Source organism: Parabacteroides caecihominis, assembly GCF_023656785.1.
In the GTDB taxonomy this organism is placed as follows: domain Bacteria; phylum Bacteroidota; class Bacteroidia; order Bacteroidales; family Tannerellaceae; genus Parabacteroides; species Parabacteroides segnis.
In genome coordinates this window covers 43,865-58,416 of sequence record NZ_JAMOKS010000026.1, presented here as the reverse complement: position 1 = coordinate 58,416, position 14,552 = coordinate 43,865, and the positions used below count along the sequence as shown (strand labels likewise).

At 42.6% G+C, this 14,552-nt stretch carries 13 protein-coding genes; 5 read left to right on the top strand and 8 right to left on the bottom strand.

Features of this window, described 5'->3' with window-relative positions; genetic code table 11:
* Nucleotides 1–36: 36 nt before the first annotated feature.
* From NBH14_RS19755 to NBH14_RS19740, 4 genes are read right to left on the bottom strand one after another with little or no spacing between them, the layout of a single operon-like run.
* Nucleotides 37–924: an outer membrane beta-barrel protein gene (locus tag NBH14_RS19755; RefSeq protein WP_250817719.1), complete on the bottom strand. Its 888-nt coding sequence runs from the start codon at nt 922–924 to the stop codon at nt 37–39.
* Between the two features lie 20 nt (nt 925–944).
* The gene (locus tag NBH14_RS19750) at nt 945–1,418 is read right to left on the bottom strand and encodes a DUF6108 family protein (protein WP_186960852.1); all 474 of its coding nucleotides are present in this window, start codon (nt 1,416–1,418) and stop codon (nt 945–947) included.
* A 12-nt stretch (nt 1,419–1,430) separates the two neighbouring features.
* A complete protein-coding gene (locus NBH14_RS19745) occupies nt 1,431–1,958 on the bottom strand; it encodes a PG0215 family putative anti-sigma factor (protein WP_186960853.1) in 528 nt (175 codons plus the stop codon).
* Nucleotides 1,955–2,464 (bottom strand): GFO_1088 family ECF-type sigma factor, encoded by a 510-nt coding sequence (locus NBH14_RS19740; RefSeq protein WP_007659067.1) that lies wholly within the window; start codon nt 2,462–2,464, stop codon nt 1,955–1,957. Before NBH14_RS19740 ends, NBH14_RS19745 begins: the two co-directional genes overlap by 4 nt.
* Before the next feature lie 97 nt (nt 2,465–2,561).
* On the opposite strand from NBH14_RS19740, the gene NBH14_RS19735 reads away from it, so the two are divergent.
* The 5 genes from NBH14_RS19735 to NBH14_RS19715 all read left to right on the top strand — a co-directional run bounded on the left by NBH14_RS19735 (nt 2,562) and on the right by NBH14_RS19715 (nt 6,465).
* On the top strand, nt 2,562–3,242 hold the full coding sequence (locus NBH14_RS19735; RefSeq protein WP_186960854.1) for a response regulator transcription factor: 681 nt from the start codon (nt 2,562–2,564) through the stop codon (nt 3,240–3,242).
* Nucleotides 3,243–3,246: 4 nt separating this feature from the next.
* A complete protein-coding gene (locus NBH14_RS19730; protein ID WP_186960855.1) occupies nt 3,247–4,515 on the top strand; it encodes a sensor histidine kinase in 1,269 nt (422 codons plus the stop codon).
* Nucleotides 4,516–4,581: 66 nt separating this feature from the next.
* Nucleotides 4,582–5,022, top strand: coding sequence for a PepSY-like domain-containing protein (locus NBH14_RS19725; RefSeq protein ID WP_007659072.1), 441 nt, complete (start codon nt 4,582–4,584; stop codon nt 5,020–5,022).
* A 24-nt stretch (nt 5,023–5,046) separates the two neighbouring features.
* Nucleotides 5,047–5,892, top strand: coding sequence for a PepSY-like domain-containing protein (locus tag NBH14_RS19720; protein ID WP_186960856.1), 846 nt, complete (start codon nt 5,047–5,049; stop codon nt 5,890–5,892).
* A gap of 123 nt (nt 5,893–6,015) precedes the next feature.
* Nucleotides 6,016–6,465 (top strand): PepSY-like domain-containing protein, encoded by a 450-nt coding sequence (locus NBH14_RS19715; RefSeq protein ID WP_186960857.1) that lies wholly within the window; start codon nt 6,016–6,018, stop codon nt 6,463–6,465.
* A 116-nt stretch (nt 6,466–6,581) separates the two neighbouring features.
* On the opposite strand, the gene NBH14_RS19710 is transcribed toward NBH14_RS19715, so the two are convergent.
* The 4 genes from NBH14_RS19710 to NBH14_RS19695 are packed head-to-tail and all read right to left on the bottom strand — an operon-like array spanning nt 6,582 to nt 14,420.
* Nucleotides 6,582–7,130 (bottom strand): RbsD/FucU domain-containing protein, encoded by a 549-nt coding sequence (locus NBH14_RS19710; RefSeq protein WP_186960858.1) that lies wholly within the window; start codon nt 7,128–7,130, stop codon nt 6,582–6,584.
* Between the two features lie 11 nt (nt 7,131–7,141).
* Entirely contained in the window at nt 7,142–9,244 is a 2,103-nt protein-coding gene (locus NBH14_RS19705; protein WP_186960859.1) for a glycoside hydrolase family 172 protein, read from the bottom strand.
* Between the two features lie 35 nt (nt 9,245–9,279).
* Entirely contained in the window at nt 9,280–10,980 is a 1,701-nt protein-coding gene (locus tag NBH14_RS19700; protein ID WP_186960860.1) for a RagB/SusD family nutrient uptake outer membrane protein, read from the bottom strand.
* 14 nt (nt 10,981–10,994) lie between these two features.
* Nucleotides 10,995–14,420 (bottom strand): SusC/RagA family TonB-linked outer membrane protein, encoded by a 3,426-nt coding sequence (locus tag NBH14_RS19695; RefSeq protein ID WP_186960861.1) that lies wholly within the window; start codon nt 14,418–14,420, stop codon nt 10,995–10,997.
* Nucleotides 14,421–14,552: the final 132 nt, after the last annotated feature.

Below are 14,552 nucleotides of genomic sequence, written 5' to 3'. Positions count from 1 at the left end.
TTAATATATCAAACAGAGATATTGGTTAAAATTATGTTATAAGTGTAACTGCAACCCGAAAGAAACCGGATGAAGGGCCGGTCCTTTTTTACTCTCAAACATTTCAATAGGAGAATACTTGAAGTAAGCCCCTATGCAGCCGACACCCGCTTGAAAAAGAAGGTCCATCGTAACAGGACGAAGGTTCATACCGCCATCCATTTTCTGCTTTCTGGTCTTTCCGCGCTCGTCCTCGTAAACGACTTTGGAAGAAGAGGTTGTCTTGATAACCCCAACTACACCGCCGGAAACGAAGAAACGGGGTTTATGTCTTTTCTTCGGTGTCTGCCATTCGAGCAATACAGGGATGGTAAGGCTGGTCATATTCAGTTTACTCTTTTTATAAACAACACCTTCGGGAGCAGGAACCAGCTGGGTAACGCCATCCACCTCCTGAAAATGAGCGTTTTCATCTATACGGTAACGATTCCAGCGCAGGCCGGCACCAGTCACCAGCGCCCAGTTATACCGGGAAAACGGAAAGCTGAACTCCATAAAATTCAAATTATATTCCAGCGATTTCCCTTTACGCAACGAAACATCGTCTCCATCGAAACTGTTGAAGCCCATACCGAAGCCGGCCCAGTGGGCGGAAAAGTCCCTGTCCCAGGTGGGAACAGGTATATTCAACGTCTTGATATGTTTGCGACGTTCGTAACTTTGCCCGTCACGGTAGTGCCCCTCAAAAACCATTTCATCATCAACAGTTTCACCATTTTCATCCAGCTCATATACCCGCACTTTCATCCGGTCGCCGTTATCTTTGACTTCTATACGTTTCTTTTCCAATGTAATAACCGTATCGGCCGGCATCGGTTCTACTTCTGCTGCCAGCAAACCCATCACGGGGAGACAGGCTGCCATAATCAGTATTAATCTTTTCATCTTCATATAGTTTTATTCGTTTATAAATCTTTTTTAGTGAACAGGATAGTAATTAAATCGTCACTATCCAGATCTCCTTCGATATAGACCAGGGTTATCACGCCTTTTGCATTGACTTTGAAAAGGACAAAACGGTTTATATCGGCCTCCTTACCCGGCAACTGGTAATAAGCGGAAATCACACCGCCATCATCGGTCACTTCCTTAATCTTACGGGCACCTTTCTGGTCTGCCTCCAGACACTGACGGGTGAAACGCAAGGCTTCCGGATCATTCTTGATCGTAATGCTCTTATAGCGGGTCATGCCGTACGTCTCGAGCATTTCGTTGGAAAGTTCCACCATCGTTACATTCTTTTTACGGCCGTAACGCTGGAAAACATCCTGTATCTTCAGGTCTTTCTGCAAAACCTCAGCATCTGTTGCCCCTACTCCGGCAGGAAACAGCATAAAGGCTGCCAACCATACTAATAATGTGTATTTAATCTGTTTCATCGCAACAAGTTTTTATTCGTCATCACTAAAAATGGAACCGAGTTCCTTTAATTGGTTATCTATGATCCGGCGGTCAGCCTCATCTTTATCTTCTTCGGGGAAATATTCGTCCGCAGGAGTGGCCACCTCATGTAACGCTTCAAAAGCCGAAGAGCGAACCTTATGGATATCGGTATAGCACCGCCCGTTTATCACTACATAATTATCTGAACAGAAACAGGGATCGGCCGGATAGAGCAACTGACTGATTCCCAGGAACACCAGCACACAAGCAGCAACCGCCGACAGAACATAAACCACCGACTTGCGATTCAACCGGAAACGCTTTTCCGGAAATGCTTCGGGAGCGATCTCCGACCATATCTCTTCTGCCATATCCCTTTCTGTCGCAATCTCTTCATCGAAATAAGCAAACAAAGGTTTGTAGGCAGACAGGTTTTCCGGAACATTGTCTGAAGCAAAGAAACGACGGAGCTTCTGCTCTTCTTCCGCCGAAGTCTCTCCTTCAAAATACCGATTCAATAATTCATCTATATTCATAATTGCTCCTGTTTGTTTAATAATAAAAACTGTTCCCGTATCTTTTTCCTGGCTCTCGAGAGGTTGGAACGGATAGCTTCGACCTGAGAGCCGGTTATCTCCGCTATCTCGGCTATCTCATAACCTTCCACATCTTTCATCCGGATGATGGTTTGCTGTACAGCAGGCAATTGGCTGATCAGTTGCCGGATACGGGCGGCGGCATCCTGTTGCTCCAACTGTTCGGCCGGCGAACGGTATCCTGAATCCAGCGACAGTGTCTCTATGTCGGGACCTTCCGGCCGGCGGGCACGCAGTTTATCCAGAGCCAGATTCTTGGTGACCTGCATCGCCAGTGCTTCCACGCTATTATAGCCGTCCAGTTTCTCACGGATATACCACAGCTTCAAAAAAGCCTCCTGCACGATATCCTCGGCATCGGCCTTTTCCTGCATCAGTCTCAGGGAAAAGTTGATCAGCTTATCCCGGAGTGGTAAGACGGTTATTTTAAACGTTTCAAGTTCCATTCTGTTATTATGACGACAAAGGAAGGAAAACATAACACGAAAATTCCAGATTTTTGCCAGATTTATTGCATAACTTTGTAAATAAATAAGATAGCCCATGAAAATTCTGATTGTAGAAGATGAAGATTCTTTGCGTGAAGTAATGATACGTTCGCTGGAAAAGGAACGCTATGTCGTGGAAAGTGCGACCAACTATCAGGATGCTTTGCTGAAGATCAACGATTATGATTACGATTGTATCGTGCTGGATATCATGTTGCCGGGCGGTAGCGGCCTCCACTTGCTGGAAGAATTGAAAAAAATGCGGAAAAAAGACAGTGTTATTATCGTCTCCGCCAAAGACTCGATCGAAGATAAAGTGACCGGTCTCGACCTCGGTGCCGACGACTATCTGACCAAGCCTTTCCACCTGGCCGAACTGAATGCCCGTATCAAATGCATCATCCGCCGGAAACAACAGGATGGCGAAATGCATATCAACCTGGCAAACATTACTGTCTACCCGGACTGCCATGCTGTATATATTAATGAGGAAGAACTGGTGTTGAACCGCAAAGAGTTCGACCTGCTTTACTATTTCGTCACCAACCCCGACCGCCTGATCAGCAAAGAAGCACTAGCCGAATCTATCTGGGGAGATTATATCGACCAGGCAGACAGCTTCGACTTTATTTACAGCCAGGTAAAAAACCTGCGCAAGAAACTGAAGTCCGCTGGGGCGACAGCCGAAATTAAAGCGGTCTATGGTTTCGGCTACAAAATGGTAAACGAAGAATAATACAATGAAACTGATCCACTATATATTCCGCAATCTGTCGATTCCGTTACTGATCATCCTGACGGCCTGGGCCTGCTGTTTCTATTTCGTCATCATGCACGAGATAGACGACGAGACCAACGACAGCCTGGAGAATTATAAGGAAATCATTATCAAGAGTGTCCTTGCCGACAGCACATTACTGCGTGACCATGTCGACATCATGACTAAATATTATATCCGTGAAGTCCCGGAGTCGGAAGCTGAACTGGATAAAGACGAGTTCTTCGACTCCACCACCTATATCGAAATCGAAATGGAGTACGAACCGGTCCGCGTATTACGTACCTGGTTCATGACTTCCGACCGGAAATATTACGAGTTGACTATCGAAACTTCAACCCTCGAGAAAGAAGATATGGCCGAAGCAATCTTCTGGAGTATCATTATATTATATGTCAGCCTGCTCTGTTGTATCCTGCTGGTATCGCACTTTGTATTCAAATCCAGTTTCCGCCCTCTTTATACGCTGGTCAAATGGCTGAAAGAATACCGCCCCGGAAAACAACCGGCCCCATTGGTAAACGAAACCAAAGTGGAAGAATTCAAAATCCTGAATACGGCCATACAAACAGCCATGGAACGAAATACGGAAATGTATAACCAACAAAAACAGTTCGTCGAAAATGCTTCCCACGAACTGCAAACACCGCTGGCTATCTGCATGAACAAACTGGAACTTCTCAGCGAAAACCCGGATTGCACGGAAGAACAGCTTTTCGAAATAGCCGGAATCAATCATACGCTGCGTGGGATTATAAAGATGAACAAATCCTTGTTGCTTCTTTCGCGTATCGACAACAAACAGTTCCCCGACACCTCCGAGATAGAGTTCAATAAGCTGATCGACAGACTACTGCCGGATTTTAAAGAGATGTATGAATACAAAAATATACAGGTATCCTATACGGAAACCGGTTTATTAACATATACGATGAACGAATCGCTGGCAGCCACCCTGGTCAGCAATTTATTAAAGAACGCGTTTATACATAATATAGAAAACGGAACAATCGCCATTACAATAACCAGCCGTACATTAACTGTTGCCAACAGTTGTGACAGCCCGAAACTGAATGAAGCGACTTTGTTCAACCGTTTTGAAAAACAGACACATAAGAAAGATTCAACCGGACTGGGATTAGCGATCGTTAAATCAATTGCTTCCATTTACGGGATAAATATAAAATATGAATATAATGGGCTGCATCAGTTCATTTTAACATTCAAATAATCATTTTTCCCAAATCTTTCCCAAATGTCACCTTTTCTTTGCAGTATAAATTAAAAGAAGAAAGTCATGAAAAAGTTCGGATTAATTCTGGTCAGCCTGTTATTATCGACAATGGCCATTTTCGCAGACAACGAGAAGATTACAAGAGACAAATCGGTATTGCCTTCTGTATGCCGTAACTTCCTGTCAGACCATTTCGGACAGACAGATATCTCGCATATAAAAATAGAAAGCAATCTGTTAGGAACAAAAGGATATGACGTGATCCTCACCAACGGTATTAATGTGGAATTTGACAAGTCCGGCGAATGGAAAGAGATCGAAGCGCGCCATGCCTCTATCCCTTTAGAAATCCTGCCTGCCAGAATAGCAGATTATATAAGGAAGAATTTTGCCGATAGCAAGGTTATCTCTGTCGACAAAGATACACGCGAATATGAAGTCAAGTTAAACAATGACCTTGAACTCAAATTCGACCGTAACGGTAACTTTAAGAAATTCGATTAACAAAACAACAAAAAGAAAATAAGTATGAAAGTAAAACTATCTGTCTTAGCATTAGCATTGTGCGGTCTGTTTGCATTTACAAGCTGTGATAATGATGACAACTATCAGCCCGACCAAACCGTCACTAAAGCATTCGATGAAAAATACCCGGGGGTCGGTAAAGTAGAATGGGAAACAAAAAGTGGTTATGAGGTAGCCGATTTCCATCTGAGCGGAAATGATGCCGAAGCCTGGTTTGACAATAAAGGTAACTGGGTAATGACAAAGACGGAAATCAATTTCGGTCTGCTTCCTGAAGCTATCCGTTTGAGTTTGAGAGCTAATGAATATAAAGATTGGAAATATACAGAGTTCGATAAACTCGAACGTTCGAATGCTGCCACTATCTATGTTATTGAAGCGGAACAGGGCGAAAAGGAAGTCGACTTGTATTATACGGAAGACGGTGTCTTGATTAAGGTCATTAACGATTCTGATAACGGAAATAATAACTTCCAACCTGTTGTTATCCCGCAAGCAATCAGCGATGCCATCAACGAAATGTATCCGGGTGCCACTGTGCTGGAATTCGATCAGGAAAAGAATGGTTTTGAAGTGGACATCCTCCATAATAATATCTACAAGGATGTTTATTTCAATACTGAAAACCAATGGGTTTCTACAGAATGGGATATTACAAAAGATCAAGTTCCGGCAATCGTCATGAATGCTTTACAGGCTTCCGAATACAAGAATTATAAAATTGATGATATCGATCTTATCGAAAAACCGGAAGGTACTTTCTATGTATTCGACCTGGAACAAGGAGATAATGATGTTGAAGTAACATTCGATTCCGAAGGCAATATTAAGAGTACCCAAAAAGATTAACTCTGTAAAAACGAACTTTGCATAGAGCGAATTTGTTTCTTACGAGAATAAACTACACGGATACGATGGCTGGACCTCCATTGTATTCGTGTTTTCTTTTATAAACAATTAAAATTAAACGTCATGAAAGAAAAACTATCTGTTTTAGTCATTCTCGTATGCTGCATTTCGCTGCTTGCCGGTTGTAATAACCATCAAAAGAAAGTAAACCAGACTGTCGAAGTCCCTCAGGTTTTCCGGAACTTTATCTCGACCAAATATCCGCAGGCAACCATCCTGAAACTCGATAAAGAAAAGAGCGGCACGGAAATCGATATAAAAGACAAAGGCATCCACAAAGAAGTATCATTCAATGAAAAGAACGAATGGGTTAGCACCCAATGGGATACCCGTCTTGAAGATGTCCCGGTTGTTGTGACGGACGAACTTGCCAGTTCCGCCTATAACCAATACAAAGTACTGGAAGTAGATGCAATCGAAAAACCAGCCGGTATGTTTTATATATTTGAACTGAAACAGGATAATAATGAGGTAAAACTTACATTCGATTCGGAAGGACAGCTCATTGAATAAAAAGGGGAGTACTAAATAACACAGATTGGGCAGATAACCACAGGTATTTATCATCATAAATAAACCATCTGCGGTACCTGCCCAATCAATATCATTTGTATATCATAGTGAGACCTTTAATGTTCTTGAAAACGTTTCTCTAACTCTTGTTGCCGGACATCATCCCAATAGAAACAATCCAACTCAAAAAAAGTAGATGTATATGGGATTGTCAGATTACTTTTCAAAATAATGACATTAAAGACACTGCTTATGCTATCCAGTCGGGCTATCAATTCCTCATGAGGTACATACTGTAAATGCTCCCCGAATAAGCCGGCAACCTCCTGTCGGAGTTCTGTGATCCCCGAAGCATCCGCCTCCTTCATAAACAGCAGTTCCCGATCCTGATAAACATTCGCTTTAATATGCGGTGCCCGATCGATTTCAGCCGTAACAAAAGATAAGACTTCCAAGAAATCGTCTCCCGTACAGATCGTCTTAATGCCTTCCTGACTTTGCAGGGGATAAGCCATATCCGTCACTACGATCCAGTTACGATGTCCCAGTAAAGAAATATCATTATGCAGTTCCTCTTTCCAGGAGAGTTTTTCAGAAGTGCAGCTCACCCCTAGAAAACAAAGGACAATTACCAACCAACCGTATTTATAACTATTTTGTATCATAACCTGGCAGATCAATTGTCCTTAAACAAAATACAATCCAAACCGAAATGATATCCGGATGATTTCTCATTCTTACCAGCAACCTCAACTCTCAGTTCAAAAGTATTATTCATCGGTTGTTGAAGTCCCAGGTCTAATTCTCTACATTCTATTTCATTACTGTAAGCATCCCAGTTTTCCGCAATTAGCTTTTCATTGATATAGATATTCAATTTAGCGGAAACAGGCGAAGTTGTCAGGTAAAGAAGAACTTTTTTAGGATGATACTGCTCTCCGAAACGGAAAGAAATATAATCCTTCACCTTAACAGCCTCAACCGATAACTGTTTAGCCATGCTCCATTTCGAATCAGACTTTTCATTATCCATAGCCTGTACCTTCCGGATCAGCCCGTCAGAAGCTAGCAGCGGATATATATCTTCCAATTCAATAGCATTCTTTACACGGAAATTGTTTGTCTGCGTAATCTTTTCCAGATCCTCTATCTGAGGAACCGGATCGGAGGCCGCTTCAACCATTGGAGGCCTGTTATGTTCGGCCTCCATGCTCCCATACCAGAATGATGTCAAAGCGTATTGCAGGATCGCATCCGGACCGGACGAAAAATTGAACGCTTCCATATCGAGCTTAAACCGTTTATTGAACGGTATCGCATCCAGCGAACGACTTCTTGTACAGATATTATATCCACGGGTATGGGGGTTCTCTCCGGTAAACCCACGCGTCTCTCCTCCTACCCGGATGTTTGCCAGGAAAGGCGTTGAGAACTCATCTTCACGAGTAGGGTGAACACCTCCCGCCCAACCATAATAATCTTCCGTGCCCGTCCCGAAATGGGAAGGGAAACGCCTGTCAAAATCTTCATCCACATAAATCTTTTCATCCCCTTCTCCCCACCACCAGGGTAACGGGTTCAGGACTATAAAATTATCTCCCACATGAATACCTTCTCCTTTTACTTCGACAAAAGTCATATCACGAACCGGATTGGCCATATAAGGTTCATCAGTCCACCAATTAGCATGGAAATAATAAGTATCGTCTGTCCATTTCCAGGGAGAAACGACCATCTCAGACTCCAGTTTTACCGGAAATGCGGAAAGATTATGAATGCGTATCTCCCCGCTTTTCCTGTAAGGCATAATCCATCGGCAGACCATTGTCCCATCGGGATGAACCTCCCGTTCCCATGTCTTATAAGGATCTACCGCATTGACATTCCCGAAGAAGTCTCCTAACGGACACCAAACGGTTGATTTATCATCAAAAACTATTTCAAGGACCGTCGAACGTAAAGCCTGCGGAACATTTTCGGCAGACAACTTAAACGTCATATGACGAATGGCAGAAGTACCTTTGGGCAAAGGAATAGCCTCTGTCTGCCGGCTGTTAACCAATCTGGAAAAAGAAACTTTCTTCCCTTTAGTAAAGGGCGCGGGGTCCGTCAACTCTTTCCCGGTCTGCGCCAAAACAGCCTGATAACGTTCCATAAATTCCGGTTGAAATGTTTCGACCTTTACTTCCGGAGAATAAGCCCTATAGTTTATAATATAGAAAAATGAATCTCCTTCAACGGATACTTTACAACTTTTGCCGAATGAAATCGGTAAATATAAATCTCCCGCCCGACAAGTATAAACGGCAAAAGGAGGCGGAGCAAATGATTCACCCGTCAACAGCCGGATCATATTCGTCCGTATGGATGGTTCTTCTTCTCCATCCAGATAAATCAAGATATCCGGTCCCTCCCTGTTATTGAAATCCTTATAGAAAAAAGGAGTCCATATCCGGGTCAACACCCCCGGTCCGTCACACTCCATCAGGACAGACTCCTGTTTCCCGTTATTCGTTTCTTTACGCAAGTCAAAACCCTGATCGCCGTTAGCAAACCATCCTACCGGATCATCCGGCGTTACAGCAGCACGATTGTAACTGCTACTTTGTAACGCCTTATATGGAAATTCCGGTTTCTTAGTCATGACAGTACGATCTGTCATTTCCTGCAACAACGATTTGAAAGTGACATCGTATTGTTGGGCATCACTATTTTGCAGACAGCAAAACAGACTGATAATAATAAGCCCTGTAAACAAGCTGTTCTTTCCCGTTCTCATATATGATAATTATTTTATTATTCCCTTTCGGTTTATTATGACCAACCTGGATTTTGTTCCAGATTCGGATTCAACAATATTTGCCTGGTAGGAAGAGGAAGCAAATAATGTTTCTCTTCAAACTTGCGCTTATTGGTTGGTTCGATGATAATACTGCCCGTCTCATCCTGCGGAAAATCAATGTTACTCCATCTTGAATCGGTAGCATATTGAGTATCGCGCCATAAAACACCTTTCAAAGCCATCGGCATTTCTGTCTCCGCATTTTTCCAACGGCGTAAATCGTCGAAACGGAATCCTTCAAGAAAAAGTTCAATCGTTCTTTCCCGCCTAATTTCCGTCCGCATATCCAAACCGTTTGCAGAGACGAATGTATTTGTTAAAGCCGGAAGTCCTGCCCTTTCCCTTAATTTATTAATAGTCAGATCCAATTGCTGATCGGTTATACTTCCGTTTTTCTCAAATAAAGCCTCAGCATGTATCAACAGGACTTCCGCCAGGCGGATAACCGGCCAGTCCACTCCGAACGGCGAAGCTACTTCCACCCTGAACTTGACCGCATAATATCCTGTCCGGGTCGTATTACCAAAATTGATATCATAAATATTGCCTCCTGCAAAAGGATCGTTCCAGTTACGGTTATATTCAGGAGGATTATTCGCCCAAAAGCGGGTGAACGGTTTTTGCAGAACATTTGTCATACGAAGATCCCTGTTTTCATATTCACTCTCGACGGTTTCACGACCTGCAAACAATGGAGATTTGTCTATTGGCAAACCATCCGTACACAAAAACAGATCAGCAAACTTACGGGTGACACTCGGATATTTATGTGCACTACTGGTTCCTGCCGGTCTGATATCCGCATCGAAACGGTTTGTCAGTATATACTCCTGCTGGTCGGCTTTCGTCAGCCCTGCAACATTTGATCTACCTTTATCCAACAAAAAGAAATAGCGGTAACTCTCCTCTCCTAAAACATCCCTGCGATCGAAAATCACATACTGGTTTCCGTTTATCACTTCTCCGGTCGCAGCAATTGCCAGATCCAACAGTTCATCGCCATTCTGTCCTCTGAATTTACGCCAGGTTCCCTCAAATAAGGCAATGCGTCCTTTAAAAGAAAGTGCAGCTTCGCGACTTACACGTCCTTTCTTTCCCTCCGCAATGTCTTTTTCTTTCGGCAGTAATGATATTGCTTTATCCAGGTCTTTCAGGATATGGTCTACAACTTCTTCCCGACTGTTTCTCGGTCCGTAAAGTAATTCCGTATCATCCAGGTCGAGTACTTTATCTATGATAGGAACGCCGCCATAGTATCTCAGCAACTCAAAATAAGCAAACGCCCTGAAAAAATGTGCCTCGCCGACATATTCATTGATCTGTTCCGCCAGATCAGGAACCAGTACGGCCTTTTCAAGCAAGTAGGTAGTATTCCTTATATTTATATAGGGACTTTTCCACTGGTCGCTATTCGGTTCCGGCGAATAACTACCGTTACTGATCGTATTCTCACTCCAATCGACCAGAATATCCGAACGCACATCCAAGCCGGCGCCGGAAGCAGGCAAAGAGAAATAAAACTGATTGGCAAACAATTCGAATTGCCCGGCACTTTGAAAAAACGTAGGCTCAGAATATTTATCCTGCGGGAACAAACTCAAATCCTTCTCACAAGAGCAAAGCAATATACCTGCCAACAAAAAACATATTGAATATACTATATTATTTTTCATAATCTTGCATGTATTTAAAGTGTAACATTTATCCCAAATGAATAACCTCTGGGGAAAGGAGTAATACGCGGGTTAAAGGGCTTCTCCGGATCATAAATTCCCGGGATGGAATAAGCCTCCCAAATATCCGTTCCGCTGAAATATACCCTGAGTTTTTCTATTTTCGCTTTACCGATCAGACTTTTCGGGAAAGTATATCCCAATTGCAGGTTCTTCAGGCGAATATACCGGTTATTATAGAATTTATAAGGAGCATTAGACGCTACATAATCGTGATTTTTAACAGCATCATTCTGTGACAGACGCGGATAAACCGCATTAGTATTACCTGATGTCCAGTATTTTCCATAGAAATATTCCTGTGGTGGCCATGAGTCATATTCAATCGGTTTATTCGATTCCAGTACTTGCCATTTCAAAACTCCCTGGAAGAACATACTCAAATCGATATTTTTCCAGTTCACTCCCAGATTGATACCAAACAAATAATGCTGCCCGTTATCTCCCAAATGAATCATATCACCTGAATCGGTCGTCGGTTTCCCGTCCTCTCCTAACTTATAAACCTGGGGAAGCAATTTTCCGTCACCATCCAGATCTTTATAACGTACATCTCCCAGTGATAGATTATTCGGAATACCGGAAGTCATTTTCGCATTATAGTCAGCCAGTTCCTGTTCTGTCTGAATAAAACCGTCAAAGTCATATCCGAAATAAGAACCGATAGGATATCCTTCCACAAAAGAGTTATATCCGGAATTTGGTATCGTCGAATCAGCCAACTTCAACACTTTACTGGTGTTATTGCTCAGATTCATATTCGCAGAATACCCCCAGTCACCTATCTGATCACGCCAGCCTATCGAAAGTTCCCATCCTTTGGAACGGACATAAGCTCCGTTAATACTGGGAGCCGTTACTCCCAAAACCTGGGGAAACTCCTGTGTAAAAAACATATTCGGATTGTTTTTGATATACAGGTCCAAAGACGCGTTCAGACGTGAATCCAGCAGAGATACATCCAAGCCCAGATTCTTTGTGTCGATCTTTTCCCATGAACGGGTTTTACTGGCCATCCCCGATAAAGTAGCCTGCTGAGTCAGCGACGGAGACAGAGAGTTTCCCATCGGATATTGCCCGTTGATATTGATCTGGGCGATATAATCGTACAATCCGATACTGGCTTCATTCCCCATCTGTCCCCAGGAAGCACGCAATTTCAGGAAATTTACAATATGATTGATCGATTGCATAAAGGACTCATTCGATATCGTCCAGGCACCGGAAACGCCAAAGAAAGGTGACCATCTATGCCCTTCGGCAAAGCGGGAAGAGCCATCGTAACGGAAGGTTCCTTCCAGTAAATATTTATTGTCGAACGAATATCCCAACCGGGCAAAAACAGAATTTAATGCACGGTCAGATTTAGTCTCGCCATTATATTGCTCATCACTGCTTCCTACGCCGAAGGTCGGTAGTTCCGGACTGATCAGTCCCAAACGTCGATAAGCGTTGAATGTACGGTGGTCCTCTTCTTCATGTGAATAACCGGCCATCAGGTCAAAACGGTTTTTCTCTAATAAAGTATACTGATAATTAGCATAAATATTGGCTACCGTATAACGGGAACGACCATATGAAGAGCCGGCTGAATTACGTCCGTTAGTCGAATTATATGAATATTTATTATTTTCGTCATACATATCGAACCCCAGTTCCGCCCATTCATTTTCATTAATATCAAAACTGGTGGAATATTCACCCGTTATCGATAAGTTTTTAATCGGTGTCAACACAAATCCCAGCAATGCTTTCACCCTATAATTCAAATCCGTTGTATTCCCTCCATCCCGGGCATAGCCGATCGGATTCTGATGGGAACCGAAATTATATAAATTGCCTGCCGAATTAAACGGCATAAATACCGGCCATATCAACCCTTGCCAAAATTCTACCTGATCATATCTATAAGGCTCCGTAACTTTTTGCCTTTCAAAGTCGAATATCGTTTTTATCTTTAAAAAGTTTGTAACGTCATAGTCGTTCTTCAGTTTGACAAAAAAGCGCTTATTTGAATTGTCGGCATAATTCAGCATGGCGTCCTGACTGACATATCCGACTGAATTATAATAATTCAACCGCTGTGTCTTACCGGATACCGAAAGATTATAATTTTGCATCGGTGCAGGGCTAAACATTATATCCGGCCAGTTATAATCGCCAAATACAAAATTCGCACTATTATCAAAAGGCCACTGACAGGAATACAGCCCGTTGTTCTGTTTGATAATATCCATCGTCAATTGGTTATCCGCTATATATTTCGCGATATGGCTATACATATTCGTATTTTGTCCATCATTCACAAAACCCTCATTCATCATCTCCACCAACTGCAATACATTCGTACTCTTTTTCATCAAAGAGGGTTGCTGAATTGTAAACGTACCTGTAAAATTAATGGTCGGTTTGTCTGTCTGTCCTCTTTTTGTTGTAACCAGAATAACCCCACCTGCCGCACGGGCACCATAAATAGCGGCTTGCGCATCTTTCAGGACACTGATATTTTCGATGTCATCCGGATTTATATTATCCAACGCATATGTATTGTTGTCTTTCTGAGCGATCCCGTCAATAACAACCAATACTCCCGGATCACTTTTGGAGGTTGTCCCACGGATAGAGATACTACTATTTGTTCCGCGAATTTTTCCCTGATTTGAACGTGTTATCTGTACGCCCGGAGCAATGCCCTGCAACAAATCTGTTGTCCTTGCCACGGGCCTGTCTTCCAAAACATCTTTATCAATCATTGAAACCGAACCGGTAAGTGTCGACTTTTTCCTCGTTCCATAACCAATCACCACCAGTTCATCAAGGGCCAGAGTTTCCTCTTGCATTTGTATATTCAGGACATTCTTGTTGCCTATAGCAATTTCAACCGGGACATATCCTATATAACTGATTAATAACCGGTCCTGATCCGAGACAGTTAAACTGAACTTTCCATCGACATCGGTTACCACTCCGGTTGTGGAGCCTTTTATTACAATATTGGCCCCGATGATTGGTTCTCCTTCCTGATCCACGACCTTTCCGGTGACATTTTTCCGACTCTGCTGTGGAATATTAAAAACGGAACGTTTGGATAAAATAATATAGTCGTTTTCAAACTCATACTTTATCTCATTATTTCCAAAAGCTTCAACCAGATATTCAGACACTTTCGCCTGGCTATTTTTCAACCGGACAACCTGTTCCGTATCTATTTCCGTATCACTGAACACAACCAGGTAGTTCGTTTGTTTCTCTATCGCACGGATCAGCTCTCCTACAGTCAGTTGTGTGTTGGGTAATTTCACTGTAACATTTTGTGCATCACTCTCGACAGCCATCAGCTGGAATACAAATGCAAATAAAAAGATCAGGGCTATTTTCATAATACGAAGTATATCATTTCTTTTTTTTAAACACACCGGAGGTGTTAACAAAGGATTTCTTTTCATATCTTTGTTTCATTAAAGTAAATACTAATTTCAAAGTCACATTGGATTTGCTTTATACTGGTCGGT